Source organism: Gordonia terrae, from assembly GCF_001698225.1.
Taxonomy (GTDB): domain Bacteria; phylum Actinomycetota; class Actinomycetes; order Mycobacteriales; family Mycobacteriaceae; genus Gordonia; species Gordonia terrae.
The window spans coordinates 3,907,662-3,926,517 of record NZ_CP016594.1; the positions used below are offsets into that span (position 1 = coordinate 3,907,662).

The following is an 18,856-nucleotide window of genomic DNA, read 5'->3' on the forward strand; positions in this document are numbered from 1 at the left end:
TCTCCGCCGACATCGCAAGATAATCGATCGCGCCATTCCCACGTTGGCACAATCCGCAGGCAGGGCATTAAGAACGGTTAATTCCGAGAACTTGAAACTACATCAACCTAAACCGCTAGTGACACCCTTTGCTTAAGGAGCGTCATTCCGGTATTCAAACAACACCTACACGAACTCTCAGGTCCTATTTCTCTGAACTCTCTTCTTCCTCGGTTTTAGTTAAAATCGTCTGCCACTCGGGAGTATCTAACAATATACCTGATGTATTCAGTATTTTGTCACGCCAATATTTGGCCCTTGCAGGATCTTCTTCAATATCGACACGGATAGCAAATAACTGCAACCCGGTGACGAGACAGTGATCACGCCCTTCGCTGTAAGGCAGCATTTGGTCAGGGAAGTCTTTTTCAGTTCGCAGATCTAACTCAATCTCGCGCCATGTGTTCACAACAAGTATTCCCTTGGGCGCAATGCCCAGTTGCTCCATTTCGGTCGCGACCCACTTTTCAAGCTGAGCAGCATACTTCTCAGCCGCACTCTTTTTCACACCCTTAACTTCGACCACCGCACGCCGCTCGGGAAACTCCACTTTCCAATCATCACGCCCTGGTTCCGGCTCCGTAACAGTGCCGCCAAGCAACTGCAGAACTTCCTTTACCTGCAACTCTAGGGCACGACCGGTACCCAGGAACAGTTGATCCTTAGCCTCGGATTCTTCTTGTTCCTGCTTCAAAACAGTCAGCTTAGTGCGCTCCAGCTCCACGCGTGCCTGCTGCTTTGCAACGGACTGACGTAAAGCAATCTGGCCCTTGGTCGCATATTTCTCGGTCCATGCCGGACGAACACTTGTAGCTGTGTTCGACATTTTTTCAATAGCTTCCAATAAATCAGCTTGAATATCTGGAGCCTCGTCAACATAATCTACCTCATCATCATCCCCTTCTTTGGACTCAGCCAATAAATCCAAAGCCGGCATCAAAATTAATAGACCGCCGTCCTTTGTTTTCAACGATGACCCTACAACACGATCCGTTCGATCAACTGCTGCGAACTTTACTCCGGGCGCCGAGGTCATTATCGCCTCATAAGAGGCGAAATCCTTGTACTTCCTCAAGAGGGACGCTAGCGGACCATCACCCTCGGGACTAATTCGAGTTCCGCTCGCTCGCACCAAAGTGAGATCCGAAACAGGCACAGCCGACCATAAATCGACCTTAGCGACCGATCTAGTCGCGGCACGGTTGCGTCCTGTCCCGGAATAACTTACTTGCCCGGTCGCGACGTAACATTCCTGAGGTGGGCGCACAATGACGACAACAGTTCGACCGGCCCTAAGGAACTCAGCCATCTCCGCTCGCCGACGGGCAATATCAGACTTCAGGCTGACTGATTCATTATCAGAAAGACAATACAAACCCTGATATGTCTGTCCGTAAGCCCTTCCGGCGTAGCGATGGAAAGTGGATTCAGGATCCCAAATCACGACATCGAAATCGAACACACTCGTGTCACTCTCGAAAGTACTACGGAGCGTATCCTCCCCGAAGACGGGATCGTAATCAAGTGACAGTAATCTCATGAATCAATTATACTTCACCACCTCGAAACTGGTAAAAAACACGACAACCTAGCGACAAACATTCTAGGGCCGCCAGAATATTCGTGGATGATGGATGTTGACATAATATGGCTGGCTTTCAGCAACTACTCGATTACCCACCACAACGAATACTTCGACGAGATGGCTTCCCGTGTAAGAAGTCGACTCCCAATTCTCACGTTCGTCAGGAGACTCTCTCCTATTTGCGAGACGCCCTTTGAAGAAATCTCCGCGAAGACCTTGCTGATCGCGCGCATGCTTACCGGTGTTCGTCACTCGCCACCAAATACTTGCCGTCGTCGGCGAGACAAGATCGGCATTGAACTTTATCCATCGACCCGGGGAAACGAGGCCTCCATCGGATTGGTAGGGACTTAAGCGTTTGTTTCGCTTATTTCCTAGCTGCACCCAAGCCTTAACTGACACACGGTAGCGAGAATCATGATGGACGTACCAGTTCATTGCATCGGGAGACTGGGCGTGTGAAGTATCACCGAGCTTGACAGCATACGACGCGGCGTTCTTCTGTACCGCCGGGAAATCCCCGCCGAAAATATCGCGCCAGTATTCGGTTGCTTCGACGTCGGTCTCGGCGTCGACTGCCAGCTGGACTGTTTCAGCTGCCGACTTCAACTCGCGTTTGAAGTCCTGGAATGACTCGTTAGTCCATCGAGCAGCCAAGTTCTCGGTAGGTAGAACCGGATTCCATACATCAGGCGCTGATTCGAGGTCGGCAAGGGCGTCGGCCAGTCCTGTGAATACCGACGCCACACGGTCGGCCGTCGTAGAGGAGGAAGCCGGCATGTGCTCCGAGATCAGTACCTGTAGCACGATCGACTTGATTGCACCGCGGACGTCCTGGTTCTCGTCTCGCCAACGCTTCAACATCTTGACTGTCTCTCGAAATTCGACACCCTGATCTTCGCACCAACTCGTGTACTCGCTGGGGGCGGTTGGATGCCAACCACTGGACTTGCGCGGGGCATCGAGGGGCGCGATCGGGTCATCGCTGACTCGTACCGGCACGACATCTACGTGGAAGCTTCCGATCTCATCGTCTGCATACTGAATCCGCACACAGGGTTGCTTCGAGGTGAGTTTGCCCGAATAGCGACCGTTGTCGTCGAGCGTTTGGTAGAGATCCTCGATTGCACTCGTTGCCGAATCCTCAGTCGAAGCGCAGACACAAATGATATCAACGTCGTACTCGCCACCGTCGACCGGTTTGACCGCCGTACCGTTTGCATATGATCCCTGCAGAAACACTTGCTCATCAGTCAGGTTATAGGTGTCTCGTAGGTACTTCATGAGTGTAGAAGAAGAGCTTTCAATTCGATCGACCTGCTTCTGACCGAGTGATATCTTCTCGACAAAACTAGTGAAGCAATCTTCCATGCTCATTTCTACATGTCTCCCCGGTTCCGCCACATAACAGCAACCCATCTCCACGGTTGCGCAGACAGGTGACCTCGAACATCGCGAAGAAAGGTGTCCGCGATTTCACTATTCGACTTCGGATGGGTGTCATTCGGATCAGCGTTGCCCGTCTTCCCGCGCCGATTCCATGCATCTTGTATCAACGGCAATGTCTCAGACTTGGAAGCTGCGACCAGTTTTCGATAGCTTCGACGCATGTACTTCGATTCGCTACCGATCCATCCTTCGTAGTAGTCCAACCGCTCCTGGAGATCGTGAAACCTATCGGTTATCAACCGATCCGTCTCTTTCGTGTTATCCCTACGCCTAAGTCTGTATAGCATCTCTCGCCACTCGAGCGCAGTGCGATACGCTTCGGCAAACATAGTTCGTTTTCGATCCCTGTGAACGAAGGCTCGTGCAATCCATGCGGAAGAAACTGCGACCACAATTGCAGACGTAGCTGCGGTTGCAGCAACGATCAGTTTCACTTCCGTATCAGTCAGACTCAATTAATTCACCTCCGAACCCACATTGTGGCATGAACTTATTATATTCTTTTGAAACTGAGCTTAAAATAGCAATATTGCAATAGCGGCTTTAAGCCGACGGTACAGCTGACCGGTGTCAGAGATTCTATGAGATATCGTACCGATGGCTACCTACCTAATGCGGTTCAAATCACTTTAACGGGGGTGGCTAGCGTATCGTCCAGGTCTGACACGACTCGCCAAGAACACGCAAAAAGGCCACGTCGGTACAACGTGACCCCAGTTGAAACTTGCTCAATTATCGAACACGTGTTCGAGTTGGTGGGACTCCTGATTGAGTACTCAAAGGGGAAAATCGCAGCTCGTAAGGTGGAAACTACCGTTGAGCTGGCGCTGGCTTGTGTGCGTGGCGTGAGAAGTCGGGCAAACCGGACCGTTTGAGTAAGCCCGCACCTGTGAAAGTCCGGCGGCTCGAGCCGCACGACATCGCCCTCATCTGCCAGCTCTACGAAGACGGCAAGACGGTCTACGAGGTAGCTGCGGAGATTGGGGTCAGCCGACAACGCGTCTCGAGTGCCCTGAAGCGGGCGGGCGTGCAGATGCGGCGACGCTCCCCCACGGCCAAACAAATCACTGAGATGCAACAGCTCTACGAGCAGGGCCTGTCACTGGTGCAGGTGGGCGAACGAACCGGCTTCGATCACGGCACCGTCTGGCACCAGCTACGTGCAGCTGGTGTCGTGATGCGAGATACCCAGGGTCGGCCGGCTCAAGCTGAAACTCAGGCGGAGCTGTCACAGTGAGACAGAACGGGTGGGCAGAAAGCGAGCGATTCATGACCACCACTGCACTCACCTACTTGCGCGTCAGTAGCACCAAACAACTCCGACCCGACCTCGGCCCAGAAGGACTCTCCATCCCCGCCCAGCGCGCGGCATGCGAGGCCACAGCCCGCGAGCACGGCATTGAGATCGTGGAGGAGTTCGTTGAACCCGGACGGTCCGGAACCACCATCACGGCACGGCCAGCACGACAGAGCGTGCTCAAGCGATCCGCCGACAACCCGACGAAGTGCAATGCTCGCGTGGACGCGAACCCCCTACCAGCCATACTGACAGTTGCGGGAGGTCGGTGTCCGGTCTTGGTTACATACCCGCCCACCGGACCATCGCGCGGTTTCCGTACCGGACACAGACCCTCCCAGTGGATTACCCTGCTAGCAGACCTGCGTCGACGCGGTGGGTCGTGCCAGTCACATAACGCCCCGCATCGGAGACAAGGTAGAGAATCGCTTCGGCGGCGTCCACCGTTTCGATCATCGGCACGGGGAGGAGATGACTCCCCATCGCCGCAACATCCTCAGGATTGGCCTCCATCCATGCGGCGACTTCGGGGTTGATAACCATCGGTGTCGGCACGCCGGTCGGATGAAATGTGTTGATCCGGATCGAATCCCTGGCTAGCCACGCGACCGTTACGTGCATAATTCCCACGACCGCGTGTTTGCTGGCCGCGTACGCCGTGATGGCCTCCGTCCCGTCACCGCCCCGGCCGCTCAGACCCTGTGTCGAGCTTGTGAGGACGATTGACCCGCCTCGGCCTCCAGCCTTGATGTGCGGGACCGCTGCACGCACTGTGTTCCAAACACCGACCGTGTTGACTTCCAAGATGTCGCGAAACATTTCCCCGTTCGGAGAGTCCGGCGACCCCGGAGCCATGATGCCAGCATTCGCCACGACGATGTCGAGTCTCCCGAACTGGTCACGGGCTTCGTCAAGGGCTTGGGTCAGCGCTCCTGCGTCTCGTACATCGACCTGTGCAGTGAGAATTGTGCCACCGATATCTCGTACCTGGCTCGCGGTCTCGGCCAGGTCATCGGGGCTGGCCATTGCGTAAGGAACGGATTCGATCTGTTTGCAGATGTCCAACCCCACGATCGTCGCCCCTTCGCGCGCCAGGCATAACGCATGCGCCCGGCCCTGCCCTCGCGCGGCACCAGTAACTAGCGCAACCCTTCCTTCAAGCTTGCCCATCACAGATTCCCCTCGTTGTAGGTGCCATCCTCGTTGGTCTGGCCTCTAACTGATGTGATCATAGGTATTGCACTTCTCCTTTGGTGTAAACAACAATATTGGCACTCGCGAAACACATAGAGCGGCAGAGTAATACGGCGCCGCACAAGGCCGTGGGTATTGTTAACGGGTACGCGGCGAGCGGCAGCGGCTGAGTCCTGTTTGCACAGTTCACCACCGATAGTCCATCGCTGTTTCGTCGTGAAAGTCGAGCGGCAAATCGAGAGAGTCCCAATGGCGTACAACCACATGAAATTTGCAAAGTGCTGGACGGATTTAGCAAGCAAGTAGGAGGGTTATCTTCCAGATGGAGACCGTAAGCTGAGCTTGATGAGGATGTTGCTAGAGATTGCGTCGCCAGGGTCAATCGAAAACGACCGACGAGCGTTCGGAAAATGCTGACGTAGTCGCCGAGAGGAACGTGGTAGGCCGGGCCCGTGCCGCCAGGTTGGACACCTTTGTCGAACACCGTCTTTGATTGCGTAACTGTACGCAAGGGGATTAGGTCAAACCCATCGCGATCGTTCAGATGCGCAACGGAGTCAATCGCGAACACTCTGGCCCGATCGATCACAGTTGCCTCCATGGCCAACGTTCAGTCCTGTCTTGTCACAGATCGAATGGTTTGAGCGTAGGCCCGCTTTTACGTGATGCATGTCGCACTATGCAACACTTCCTAGTCGTCACTTACTACAGGGACTCCGGCCCGACATCGGTAGTCCTGTCCTGCCCTTTACCGGTGCAGCTCGGAAGCTGTCAGCGACTAGTTGAGAGACGACGAGCATGCCGCACCAAGGAACTGGCCTCAGTTCAGGGTTGGTCAGCACCCGTTGACCGAGCTCAGGAGTCGTTTTCTGTTGCCTCCAAGTACTTGGAGCGTGTCGGCTCCGGCCATTCAAGCCACCGCTCAGGCGAACCGGGGTAGCGTGTTCGGACCCAGCGGTGACCTGATCCGATCCGGATCAACCCAGCGCGCATCGTCCAATCCCGAGGTATGGCCAGCACCAACGCAAGAAAGCCACCCTCAATGGGACAAGACTGTCGTCGAGTTGGGTTGAGCCATTACCTATCTGATGGCGCACCCAGGTTTGGTCCTTGCACACTGTTGCCGCGGCGAGCGAGTGAGCGCAGATCAAGAATGTACCTTCTATACGAGAAGATTCAGGGTCCGGACCGCGGGTTCGATTCGTCGTTCTCACGCCCAGCGGCACTCCGAAGTCCGCCGCGGCGCCCCTCTCATCATCGAGTCCCAGTTCTCGCCGGGATGCAGTAGCGACCCGGTCGCCGTTCACGCCTGTAACACCCTCAACTGCGCGGTGACCACGATTGACATGGTGCGAATCGCAACGAGAAATGTCAGGAGACTGGGTCTGCATCGACGGCTTGCGCCCCGCAGTTGCAACTAGGTGTCCCACTACGAAACAGACGGCACTTTGAGTACTCCGACGACCGTAGTGTCCATCAGATAAGACTGCTCAATTGAGCGACGAGGAAGGAAACGGTTGTGCCAGAAGCGTTCATCTACGATGCCATCCGAACGCCGCGAGGCAAGGGGCGCGCCACCGGCGCGCTGAACTCGGTCAAACCAGTCACCCTCGCCGCCGAGGTTCTCAAACAGATCACTCTGCGCAATCCTTGCTTGGACCCCGCAGAGATCGTCGATGTGGTCATGGGCAACGCCACGCCAGTCGGGGAACACGGCGCAGACCTCCCCAAGGCTGCGGCGATGAGTGCCGGACTGCCTGATCATGTCACAGGGATGCAGATCAACCGCTTTTGCGCTTCCGGTCTCGAGGCGGTGAATATCGCCGCCCAGAAGGTCCGCTCCGGTTGGGAGGACTTCGTAATCGCGGGCGGCGTCGAGTCGATGTCCAGAGTCCAGATGGGTTCAGACGGCGGCCCCATGATGTCCGACCCGGCTACCATCCTCGACAACCGCCTCGAGCCACAAGGAATATCAGCCGATTTGCTTGCCTCCCTAGAGGGTTTCACTCGCGACGAGATTGATGCCTACTCGGTGCGCTCGCATCAACGTGCCGCGCAGGCCTGGGCCGAAGGCCGGTTTGAACGTTCTGTTGTGCCAGTCATCGATGAGAACGGGGTCGTTCTGCTGGACCACGACCAGGCGATCCGTCCAGACGTCACCACCGAGGCAATCGGTTCGCTTGCTCCCTCGTTCGCAACGTACGGCTCATACGGGTTCGACGCGATGGCTCTAGCTCGCTATCACTGGTTGGAAAGAGTTGACCATGTTCACTCAGCTGGAAGCTCTTCCGGAATCGTGGATGGCGCCAGCGCTGTGTTAGTCGGGACTGAGGACGCCGGCCGACGCTTCGGGCTTACGCCTCGCGCTCGAATTGCCTCAGCTGCGCTGTCCGGTGTCGACGGCACCCTGATGTTGACCGGTCCGACGGCTGCGACATTGAAGCTTTTCGACCGCACAGGACTGACTGTTGACGACATTGACCTCTTCGAGCTTAACGAGGCGTTCGCCGCGGTCGTGCTCAAGTACCAGAGAGACCTTGCAATCCCCGACGAGAAGATCAATGTCAATGGCGGCGCCATCGCGATGGGCCACCCACTCGGAGCGACCGGCGCCATGATTGCCGGGGCTGCTCTCGACGAGCTCGAACGCACCGAGCGCCGGCGCGCGATCGTCACGCTTTGCGCGGGCGGCGGCATGGGCATCGCGACCTTGATCGAACGAGTCTGAACCAATGATTACTAAGGAGATCACTGCCTTGAACAACCCCGATGTCATCACAGTTTCGAAGAACGACGGCATCGTCACATTGACATTCGACGACCCCGCCTCTTCAGCCAACACCATGACGCCCGCTTTCCGCGCGGCGTTAGGCCGCGCCGTCGCCGACCTCGAGGTCGCCTCGGACCTGCGGGGGGTCATCCTGACGTCAGCAAAGCGCTCCTTCTTCGCAGGCGGCGATCTGACGGCTCTTATGAATGTCAACCGCGAAAGTGTCATGGACCTGCACCGCGAGGTCACTGAGATAGTTAGCGTCCTACGACGCCTCGAGCAGCTCGGTAAACCGGTCGTAGCAGCAATCAACGGCGCCGCGATCGGCGGCGGCTTGGAAATCGCTCTCGCGGCTCACTACCGGGTGGCGCTGAACGGCGTCAAGGTCGGCTTCCCTGAAGTCGGCCTCGGTTTGCTGCCTGGTGGCGGCGGAATCGTGCGCACGGTCCGAATGCTCGGCCTCCGGCCCGCCGTCGAGTTGATCCTGGACGGTCGTACCCTTAACGCGATCGACGCGCGCGCTGTCGGCTTGATCGACGCGGTCGTCGACTCCACCGCGGCCCTCATTTCCGCCGCTACCGCCTACATCGACGCTCACCCTGAGGCCATCCAGCCCTGGGATGCCAGAGGCCACCAGATCCCCGGTCCCGACGCCGAAAGGCTCGGCAACGTGCTCGCCGGGTCCGTGCACATTCGCACCAAGGGGGCGCCGATCCCAGCGCCTCGCGCCATCGTCGCTGCTGCCGTTGAGGGCAGTCGAGTATCGTTCGACACGGCCCAGGTGATCGAGACCCGCTATTTTCTTTCACTAGCCACTAGCCGGGTCGCCAAGAACATGATCCAGGGATCATTTATCGACGCCCGGTCTGTGGCCGCCGGAGCCGGCAGGCCACAAGTTGGTGACGTAAAACCCGTAGAAGTGCTGGCCATCGTCGGTGCCGGGATGATGGGTGCGGGTATCGCCTACCAGGCCGCACGGAACGGCATTCAAGTGCGACTCAAAGATGTCGACGCCGCGGCCGCAGATCGAGGCAAACAGTACAGCCGCACTCGAGTGGCGAAGGAAGTCCAGCGGGGAAAGTTGAGCGAGGAACAGGCCGAGGCACTGCTCGATCGGATCGCGGTAGTCACCGACTACAGCGCTTTCTCCGGGGCTGACGCGCTCATCGAGGCGGTCTACGAGGACCCCGACCTGAAGACCCAGACGTTCCGCGAGGCGGAGCCGCACATGGCAGGTGCACTTCTCGCCACAAACACCTCGACACTGCCGATCAGCGAACTTGCAACGGGAGTGGAGCGACGTGCGGACTTCATTGGGATGCACTTCTTTTCCCCGGTGGACAAGATGCCCCTGCTAGAGATTGTGGTCGGCAGCGAGAGCAGCCCACGCACTGTCGCCCGCGCATTCGACCTGGGCGTTGCCCTCGGTAAGACCAACATCATCGTGAACGATAAGCGGGGCTTCTTCACCAGTCGGGTCATAACCAAGTTCACGGACGAGGCGCTGGCCATGCTCGGGGAGGGGATCAGCGCGGCCTCCATCGAACAGGCGGGAGTTCAGGCCGGCTATCCGGTGCCACCGCTGCAACTCTCTGACGAGCTCACAATCACGCTGCCCCACAAGGTCCGCGCGGAGGCGAAAGCCGCCGCTCTGGCGGCGGGCGAGGAATGGGTGGTGCACCCGGCCGAACCGGTGATGACTCGGATGATCGAAGAGTTCGGGCGCTTTGGCCGGTCAACCGGCGGGGCGTTCTACGACTTTGTGGACGGTCACCGCACGGGCCTATGGACTGGCCTGGAGGAGCATTTCCGCAGGCCAGGCTACAAGATCCCGTTCATAGACATCGTCGAACGGATGCTCTTCGCCGAGGCAATTGAGGCGTTGCGGACATTTGACGAGGGCGTAATGACTTCTGTGCCAGACGCCAATGTCGGCTCGCTACTCGGCATAGGGTTTCCGAGCTGGACCGGTGGAGTGATCACCTTTGCGAACGGGTACGAAGGCGGTTTCAAGGGCTTTGTCGCCCGAGCAGCTGAGTTAGCTGAGAGCTACGGGGCCCGATTTGAGGTCCCGTCAGCGATCGTGGAACGCAGCATCGACTCCAACCGCTTCGCCACTTCGCTAACCTAATTCTTGCGGCAGTGTAGGGGGCGCTGCACGACGCAGCCACCGAACGGAGACACAGTCTGCGCTACGTAGCACAGACTGTGTCTCAGACCCGTCGCTCAATATGATTGATGCTGCGTGCAGACGCGGTTCACCCGTTTCGCGATCTGTTAGATTCTGCGCCCCTGGCCCTCCCAGTACGGCCGACGGATTTCGTACTTAAGAACTTTCCCGGACGGGTTGCGCGGCAATTGCTCTATGAATTGCACCCGACGGGGACGACGGAATCCGGCGATCTGGCTTCGGGCCCACTCGATCAATTCGTCCTCAGCGAGACTGTAGCCGTCCCGTACGACGACAAACGCTGTGACCGCCTCGCCCCAGGTCTCGTCGGGAGTCCCGATGACAGCGACGTCAGCGATCGCAGGGTGCTCGGCCAGCACCTTCTCGACCTCGGCAGGATAGACGTTCTCACCGCCGGTGATGATCATGTCCTTGATCCGATCGGTAATGAAGAGGTATCCCTCCTCATCGAGGTGGCCGGCGTCGCCAGTCCGCAACCACGTGCCGTCGCCGGGACGCAGCTCGGCCGTTGCGTCAGGACGGCGCCAGTATTCCTCGGCGCACTGCGCGGACCGGACCCATATTTCACCGAACTGTCCGGCCGACAGCGTCAGCTGGGTGATTGGATCACGGATCTCGATGTCGACCCACGGCAGTGCTTTGCCGACGGAGGCAAGCAGGTGGTCGTGATGCTCTTCGGGCTCAAGTTGGACGATACAGCCTGTCGTCTCAGTTAGCCCAAAGAGCTGCATCAACGGCGCCTCGAAGACGCTCAATGCCCGACGCAGTAGAGGTCCGGTAATAGGCGCCGCACCATAGGCGATCAGCGCCAGCGAGCTGTAGTCGCGCTTGTCGGCCCCAGGCGTATCCAACATCATCTGCAGCATTGCAGGCGCCACCAGAATAGTGCTGATCTGGTCCCTCTCAATTGAATCCAGTAATGCCAGCGGATTGAACTCGCTAAACAGAACGCAGTGGGCGCCTGCAAAGAGGGCCACCAGGGCCCAGGCAGAACCGCCCATATGGAACAGTGGCATCGCGACCGCCACGTTGGCGCCCGGATGCATCTGCCAGCCCCGCGCAGTCTGCGCAAGGTAGCCGATGTTGCGGTTGCGGACGACGACGCCCTTTGGCAGGCCGGTCGTACCAGAAGTATAAAATTGGATGAAGTGGTCGCTCGGATGTGGGGCCCGGTCCGGTTCGATTGCTGGCCACTGATCTCGCCACAGGTCATAGTCGAACCCAATCGTCAGCTTGAACGTCGCGGGCGGCGCAGCCGTCGCGAACTCACGGTCGGTGACCACCACTCTGACGCCAGCATCGATGGCCAGCTCTGCTATGTCGCTTGCGGTTAACCGCCAATTGAAGGGGGCCATCACCGCACCTATCCGGGCACAGGCCAATAAGACTTCGAAGAACTCCGGCAGGTTTCGACCGATATATCCGACACGGTCGCCCTCCTCTACACCGCAACTTGTGAGTCCATTAGCCACGCGCAGGACCCGCTCGAACAGCTGAGCATAGGTAACTGTGCGACCAGCAGCGGTGAGTGCAGCGGCGTCCGGAGAGTCTTGTGCAAGTTCCCTTATGACAGCCACCGGATCGAAGGTCGTCGGGTCGTGAACCGCCGTCTTGGGCTTCATCGGTTGCGGCGTCATAGTTTCTCCCTCTGGCAGGCGCTTCGCTGTACTAGGCATACGGCCTCAGTGTGGCCTTAGGCCGCGCGAAGGTGTGTCCTACATCGCAACACTGGGTCCGAAAGGTCACCCGGACCGGGTCGTGCGCGAAAACTGATGTCGCGTAATGAGACACAGTACCGACGACCGAGACGCCGAAACTTGGGACTACAGCGCTACTGCCACATACGCCCGACCCTGAGAGCTGAAGGTTGTTAATGACCTCCGAATCGCTAAGCAGTATGTTCCGTCCGTCGTCCGTCGCCCTCGTCGGAGCGTCGGACAAATCGACGTTCTCTCGTTACGCTTACGAGAATCTTGTCGACTTCGGCATGTCAGACCGCACCTATGTGGTTAACCGACGCGGTGCTGACGTGCATGGCCGACGATCTGTCACAAGCTGCCAAGAGATCGGTGAGCGGGTCGACATCGCGTTGCTCATGGTGCCTCAGGCCGCGACGTTGGCAGCCTTACACGACGCCGCCGCCGCCGGAATATCCAACGTTGTCGTCCTCTCCAGCGGGTACGGCGAATCTGGCGAGGCTGGGCAGCGTGCCCAGCGGGAGCTGACTGCAACTGCCGCGCGGCTCGGCATTACCCTGCTTGGACCCAACATGCTCGGCTTCGCCAATTTCGTGGACCGCGCGGTGGTCACCGCCATTCCACGGCTGCCGCAAAAGGCCGGTTCTGTTGCGCTGCTATCTCAGAGCGGTGCCAGCAGCATCGCGATGATGGACTTTGCCCGTATGTCTGGCGCTGACCTGTCGTATCTGGTGACGCTAGGAAACGAAGCCATGATCACCACCGGCCATGTACTCGACTATTTAGTCGACGATGAGGCCACCGAGGCAATTGCTGTCTTTATTGAGACCATCCGCGACCCAGCGACCTTCGCGGCTGCCGCTCGCCGCGCGGCAGCCGCTGGTAAACCCATCGTCGCGCTCAAGGCGGGCAGTAGCGATCTGGCCGCCCGCACCGCCCAGGCACACACCGGCGCGCTTGTCGGCGACGACAAGGTCACCAGCGCGGTGCTGCGCGAACTCGGCGTCATCCGGGTAAATTCCATTGAGGACATGCTCACGACCGCGGGCACCGCCGCTGCCCTCGGCCGCCTCCCCCGTTCGGGTGCCTCGGCGGTCTCCATTTCCGGTGGAGCCTGCGACATCCTTGCAGACCGGGCTCAGGACGCCGACATGGAGTTCCCCGAGTTCGCACCTCAAACTCTCCAAAAAATTGCCGCCGTGATGCCTAACTACGGCACAACACACAACCCTCTCGATATCACCGGGGCCGCAGTCATAGATCCCTCCCTGTGGACCTCGACCATCGAGGCGGTCGGCAATGATCCATCTGTGGGCTCGGTGATGGTGGTCTCAACGATTCCGACGGCCGACACGAGTGGGTCGGCACACCAGTTGAGAACACTTGAGGCGATAGCCGCGGGCATCGCCAAATCCGCTGCACCCGGAATTTTGGTCAACCAGGTCGTTCAGGAAATCACGCCATACTCACGGGACCTCCTCGACGCGGTAGGTGTCCGAGCCGCGATCACCGGTTTGTCACAGGCGGTAGACACCGTCTCTCATCTCCAATGGTGGTCTGCGGTGGTGGACCAGGTAAACGCGACATGCGATGTCGACCTGCCCGAGCCATATGACGGCGAGCCACGCGCCGGCGTGTGGTCCGAACACCAGGCCCGGACATTGCTAGCTTCGGCGGGTGTGAATGTCGTGCCATCCGAGCTCACGACCACAGCGGCAGACGCAGTCTCAGCAGCAGCGCGACTGGGCGGCCCGGTGGCGCTGAAGATTGTCTCAGCACAGATCCTTCATAAGAGCGACGTCGGGGGCGTTGCTCTCGGGGTCGAGGGCGAGGAGGCGGTTCACTCGGCCTACACAGCGGTGCGCGCCGCCGGCGAGTCTGTGGCCGATGCCACAATCGACGGGGTCTTGGTCTCCCCGATGCGGTACGGCGGTACCGAACTACTGGTCGGCGTCGTCCGCGACGAACAATGGGGATTGGTACTGGCCGTGGGGTTCGGTGGCGTGCTCGTCGAACTGCTAGGAGACGCGGCGTTGGCAACGCTCCCGGTGACGCAAGCCAAGGTCACCCAGATGCTGCGGTCGTTGCGCGGCCGCCGACTCCTCGAGGGGGTCCGTGGTGCGCCGCCGGCTGACCTTGAAGCGCTGAGCTCGCAAATCGCCCGGATCGCCAATCTCGCATCGTCGCTTGGGGATGAACTGCAATCCCTCGAGGTCAATCCTCTACGCGTCGACGGCAGCCTAGTTGAGGCGCTGGACGCGGTAATAGAGTGGCGCGGCTGAGGCGAACGGAAGAACGCATGAACACTCTCGATCCCCGCACCCCGGTTGTCATCGGGGCTGGTCAGATAAACGACCGCTTCGGCAGTGACGAATACCAAGGTTTGTCCGCCGTGGGCCTTGCCGCAGCGGCCGCCGAGATCGCTGTCGCCGACACACACGCAGCCGGCCGCCTGTCCGAAGCAATCGATACCGTCGCCGGTATTCGGCAGTTCGAGATATCCAAGCCAGGCGTGCCAGTACCCCTGGGACGCTCGAACAACTATCCTCGTTCTGTTGCGAAGCGCCTCGGTGCCGATCCTGCGAGGGCGATCCTCGACGTGGCCGGCGGGCAAGGCCCCCAGCATCTGGTGACCGAGATCGCTGGAGAGATCGCAGCCGGCCGCAGCCGAGTGGCACTACTCTTCGGTTCCGAAGCGATGTCCACCGCGCAGGCTCTGGTCGGCGCCGAGTGCCCTCCGGACTTCACAGAGACAGTTGCGGGCAATCTCGAGGACCGCGGTTACGGGCTGAGCGGCGTCATGTCACGAGAATTTGCGAACCACGGCCTGATCGGCCCGCCTGCCCAATACGCACTACTGGAAAACGCCCGGCGCGCTCGCCTCAAGCTGAGTAGAAGCGCGTACGCCGAGGAGATTGGCCGACTGTTCGCACCATTCACGGCCGTGGCTGCCGTCAATCCGTACGCCGCGGCGCCCACCGCGCGCACCGCCGAGGAATTGATGGCGGTCACCGGAACGAACCGTCTGATTGCCGACCCCTACACCCGCTACGTTGTCTCGCGCGACAAGGTCAATCAAGGAGCGGCGCTCGTCTTAACTTCGATCGAAGCGGCTCGCGAACTAGGTGTCCCCGAGGATCGATGGGTCTACCTGCACGGTCACGCTGACCTCCGCGATCGGCCGATCATGGACCGACCCGACCTTGCCGACAGTCCGGTGGCGAGGCTGGCCTGCGAACTTGCTCTGGAGATGGCCGGCATCACTACCGCGGATGTGACCAGCTGGGACTTCTACAGCTGCTTTCCGGTTCCTGTATTCATGGCGGCGATCGACGGGTTGGGTCTGGACGCTGATGACCCGCGGGGGTTAACCGTGACCGGTGGGTTGCCGTTCTTCGGCGGTGCCGGCAACAACTACTCGATGCATGCGATCGCTGACACCGTCGACCGAGCTCGCCTCAGGCCGGGAACGTTCGGCTTTGTCGGTGCTAACGGCGGGATACTGCACAAGTACTCGGCCGGCGTCTACTCAACCGAGCCGACGCCGTGGCGGGCAGAGCCGTATGTGGAGAGGGCGATGCAGGCAGTCGTCGATAACGCCGCTGAGGTACCGCAGGTGACTCGGGCGGAGGGGTGGTCTCGGATCGAGTCCTACACAATCCTCCACGGCCGGCAGGGCGCTCGTACGGGGTTGCTGATCGGGCGACTGGACGACACGAACGAGCGTTTCGTTGCCCGCACGGCCGAGGATGACGAGCTCCTCGGTGTCTTGGCCGAGACCGAGCAGCCGATCGGCAAGCGGTTCTGGGCCTTTAACGTTGCGGCCGGCAACCGGGCAACAACAACTCCTCGCGCTAGGCTGCCTGTTCGATCTACGCCGGGACTGTTCGCAAGCCACAAGCACGTCGCAGTGGCTCGTGATAACCACCTCCTCGTCGTCACACTCAACCGTCCTGATGCTCGCAACGCTTTGACGCCTCCAGCGCATGAGGAACTGGATTGCATCTTCGATGAGTTCTTCGACGACCCAGACTTGTGGGTCGCAATTATCACCGGTTCCGGGGACCAAGCGTTCTGCGCGGGAAACGACCTGGTCTACTCCGCAACTAGTGGCAAGCCGAACTACCTTCCAGCCTCCGGGTTCGCTGGCCTGACTCACCGCCGCGCTATGACCAAGCCAGTCATCGCCGCAGTGAACGGCTACGCCTTGGGCGGCGGTTTCGAGACCGCTTTGGCAAGTCACCTGTGTGTGGCCGACGAGTCGGCCCAGTTCGGACTTCCCGAGGTGCGGGTCGGGCTCATCGCTGCCGCCGGCGGTGTCGTTCGACTCCCCCGCGCGATCCCGGAGAAGCTTGCGTTGGAATTGTTGGTGACCGGACGTCGCATTGACGCACGAGAGGCCCAGGCCCTAGGCCTGGTCAATCGAATCGCGCCGTCCGGTCAGGCGCTGTCAGTGGCGAAACAACTAGCAGACGAGATTATGGCCAACTCTCCCACCTCTGTGCGCCTCACCCTTGAGCTACACGAGAAGACTCGAGCGATCGCTGACGTGGTTACTGCGGTCAACGCGCGGACAAGCGTGATGAACGACCTTTTCAGCACGGCAGACCTGGTCGAGGGGATGACCGCGTTCGCCGACAAGCGTCCGCCGCGATGGCTCAACCAGTAGATCAAGGCAGAAGTTCCGGCGAGAAGGCCGCGCGTCACCCGGGACCGCAGTCCTAGGGCGCAATGCCACGATGGCGCGTGACTTCGCAAAGCCTTCAGGGCGGGCATGCGGTCTCTTGACACTTCTGTCAGTAATGGCACATGATTTCCGCGACTGCTTTCTTGAACGAGGAGACTTCCGCATGGCCCGAACTGCGACCGATGTGATGGAAGCCCGTGAGCTCTTTCTCACGGGAGAACTCGAGGACGTCGAACATCTCACGCTGCGCGGTGTGCGTCCTGAGATTGCCGAATCATGGCGGCGGTCCGTGCTACACGGCCTTACTCCGACTCAGGCGCTTCCGCGCTACATCACAGGAGCCGACGCCGACGGACGCCTAGCTCGTGCAGCCGAGACCGTCATCACAAAAGCTGAGACCGCTCTCGAAGAAGTCGATGCAGCACTCACCCTTACAGACAACTCGGGACGCCTGCTGAAGCGATGGGTTAAGAGCTCCCGATTTGAGCGTCGCCTCGACCTGCGCCAAGTCATTGTCGGGACTTCGATCGCTGAGGATTCGGTTGGGACCTGCAGCAGCGGAATAGCCGCCGAGATCGGGCGGCCAGTGATGGTGGTTGGTCACGAGCACTACTCGCAGGGCGCGCTGACCATGACAACCGCAGGCGCGCCGATTCGGCACCCGGCCACCAGGAAGCTCCTGGGCACGATCAATTTCACCTGTGATGTACACGACACCCACAGCCTTATGCTGCCTTGGGTCCAGGGACTTGCTTCCGAGATAGAAGAGGCGCTTCTCGATGTCGGCACGGTCCATGAGCAAGTCTTACTCAAGGCATATCTGCGGTCTGGCGCCGATGCGCGCCACCCGGTGATCTGCCTCGATGACCAGACCCTAATCGCCAATGCCGTCGCCTCCCGCATGCTGGGGGCCACTGACCAGGCAGTCCTGTGGGAGATGGCGGCACAGCGGATCAGTCACGTCGAGCCCACGGTCTCTCCACAGACACTGCGCTTGGAAAACACTCAGATGGTGAGAGTCGACGTAGAGATCGTTTCTCATCAGAGCAGGCCAATTGGTGCATTGCTTCGCCTCACCCCTTCCCGTACCCACCGAACTGACAGGTCTGCCTCGCCAGCCCACCAAGCGCTCGGCGACCTGCGCGGCCGAAGCGCGGTGTGGCTTGAGTGGATCGCGCAAGTCCAGGAGTCGGCCTCGACCGGCGCACCGCTTCTACTCTGGGGCGAGCCCGGCACCGGCAAGACCGCCGTTGCGAAAGCAGTTGCCGACGGAACCTCCCACGTCGTTGAACTTGACGCAGCACTGCCCGACACCACATGGACCGATCGCCTTTCTTCGGCTCTGCATTCCCCGGAGGTAGCCTGGGTGATTCTGCGCCGTCTCGATTTACTCGACACCTCAGACGCTATGGCTACGATCCGGCTCGTCACAGGGTCCACCGCACGCGTGATCGCAACGATTGCCTCCGATGAACTTCCGGAACGTGTGAGCGAGCCTAGAACCAGCTTCGGCGCATGGCCCGGTCCAACCCTGGTCGCACCACCGCTGCGCAATAGGGTGGAGGACCTTCCGGATCTACTCACGGCCCTTTCCGTCGAAGTCTCCGGACACTCCCCTCGCTGGAGCGGCGAAGTAGTTCAGATGCTCGGTCGTCAGACCTGGCCCGCGAACCTGCACTCTCTAAGATCAACGGTGCGAGCGGTTCTGGAGCGCAATAAGGGCCCGGAAGTAGGCATTCACCACCTACCGAGTTACATCTCGGCTCACGGGACGCGACGCCAGCTGACCGGCCTCGAGAACATCGAAGCGCACGCTCTAATGGCCGCACTGCGTTCGGCGAATGGCAACAAGCGTGATGCGGCTGACAGGCTGGGTATCGCACGATCAACGCTGTATCGCAAGATGCGAGCGCTGGGACTCGACCTATCGTCGGCGAACTTCTGATC

Annotated in this window: 10 protein-coding genes and 1 pseudogene; 7 read left to right on the forward strand and 4 right to left on the reverse strand. The window is 59.6% G+C overall.

Annotation, left to right across the window (positions count from 1 at the left end; genetic code table 11):
* Window positions 1–184: 184 nt before the first annotated feature.
* Window positions 185–1,579, reverse strand: a complete 1,395-nt coding sequence (locus BCM27_RS25515) for a hypothetical protein (protein ID WP_004023630.1) — start codon at window positions 1,577–1,579, stop codon at window positions 185–187.
* 63 nt (window positions 1,580–1,642) lie between these two features.
* A complete protein-coding gene (locus BCM27_RS25520; protein ID WP_110117432.1) occupies window positions 1,643–3,001 on the reverse strand; it encodes a nucleotidyltransferase in 1,359 nt (452 codons plus the stop codon).
* 943 nt (window positions 3,002–3,944) lie between these two features.
* Between BCM27_RS25520 and BCM27_RS17600 the strand changes: the two genes are divergently transcribed.
* Both BCM27_RS17600 and BCM27_RS26345 read left to right on the forward strand, forming a co-directional pair.
* Window positions 3,945–4,310 carry a sigma factor-like helix-turn-helix DNA-binding protein gene (locus BCM27_RS17600; RefSeq protein ID WP_157781283.1) on the forward strand — a complete coding sequence of 122 codons (366 nt, stop codon included), beginning with the start codon at window positions 3,945–3,947 and terminating at the stop codon, window positions 4,308–4,310.
* A 32-nt stretch (window positions 4,311–4,342) separates the two neighbouring features.
* A pseudogene (locus BCM27_RS26345) lies at window positions 4,343–4,549 on the forward strand (recombinase family protein); the annotation flags it as partial.
* Window positions 4,550–4,715: 166 nt separating this feature from the next.
* Here BCM27_RS26345 and BCM27_RS17605 read toward each other — a convergent pair.
* Window positions 4,716–5,540, reverse strand: coding sequence for a mycofactocin-coupled SDR family oxidoreductase (locus BCM27_RS17605; RefSeq protein ID WP_033205615.1), 825 nt, complete (start codon window positions 5,538–5,540; stop codon window positions 4,716–4,718).
* 1,543 nt (window positions 5,541–7,083) lie between these two features.
* Here BCM27_RS17605 and BCM27_RS17610 point away from each other — a divergent pair.
* Entirely contained in the window at window positions 7,084–8,292 is a 1,209-nt protein-coding gene (locus BCM27_RS17610; RefSeq protein WP_004023635.1) for an acetyl-CoA C-acetyltransferase, read from the forward strand.
* 4 nt (window positions 8,293–8,296) lie between these two features.
* The gene (locus BCM27_RS17615; RefSeq protein ID WP_004023636.1) at window positions 8,297–10,465 is read left to right on the forward strand and encodes a 3-hydroxyacyl-CoA dehydrogenase NAD-binding domain-containing protein; all 2,169 of its coding nucleotides are present in this window, start codon (window positions 8,297–8,299) and stop codon (window positions 10,463–10,465) included.
* A 146-nt stretch (window positions 10,466–10,611) separates the two neighbouring features.
* On the opposite strand, the gene BCM27_RS17620 is transcribed toward BCM27_RS17615, so the two are convergent.
* The gene (locus BCM27_RS17620) at window positions 10,612–12,162 is read right to left on the reverse strand and encodes a long-chain-fatty-acid--CoA ligase (RefSeq protein WP_004023637.1); all 1,551 of its coding nucleotides are present in this window, start codon (window positions 12,160–12,162) and stop codon (window positions 10,612–10,614) included.
* Window positions 12,163–12,398: 236 nt separating this feature from the next.
* Between BCM27_RS17620 and BCM27_RS17625 the strand changes: the two genes are divergently transcribed.
* The 3 genes from BCM27_RS17625 to BCM27_RS17635 all read left to right on the forward strand — a co-directional run bounded on the left by BCM27_RS17625 (window position 12,399) and on the right by BCM27_RS17635 (window position 18,854).
* Window positions 12,399–14,504, forward strand: coding sequence for an acetate--CoA ligase family protein (locus BCM27_RS17625; RefSeq protein WP_004023638.1), 2,106 nt, complete (start codon window positions 12,399–12,401; stop codon window positions 14,502–14,504).
* Between the two features lie 17 nt (window positions 14,505–14,521).
* Window positions 14,522–16,891, forward strand: coding sequence for an acetyl-CoA acetyltransferase (locus BCM27_RS17630; RefSeq protein ID WP_004023639.1), 2,370 nt, complete (start codon window positions 14,522–14,524; stop codon window positions 16,889–16,891).
* Between the two features lie 133 nt (window positions 16,892–17,024).
* A complete protein-coding gene (locus BCM27_RS17635; protein WP_162180540.1) occupies window positions 17,025–18,854 on the forward strand; it encodes a sigma-54-dependent Fis family transcriptional regulator in 1,830 nt (609 codons plus the stop codon).
* The last annotated feature ends 2 nt before the right edge of the window (window positions 18,855–18,856 follow it).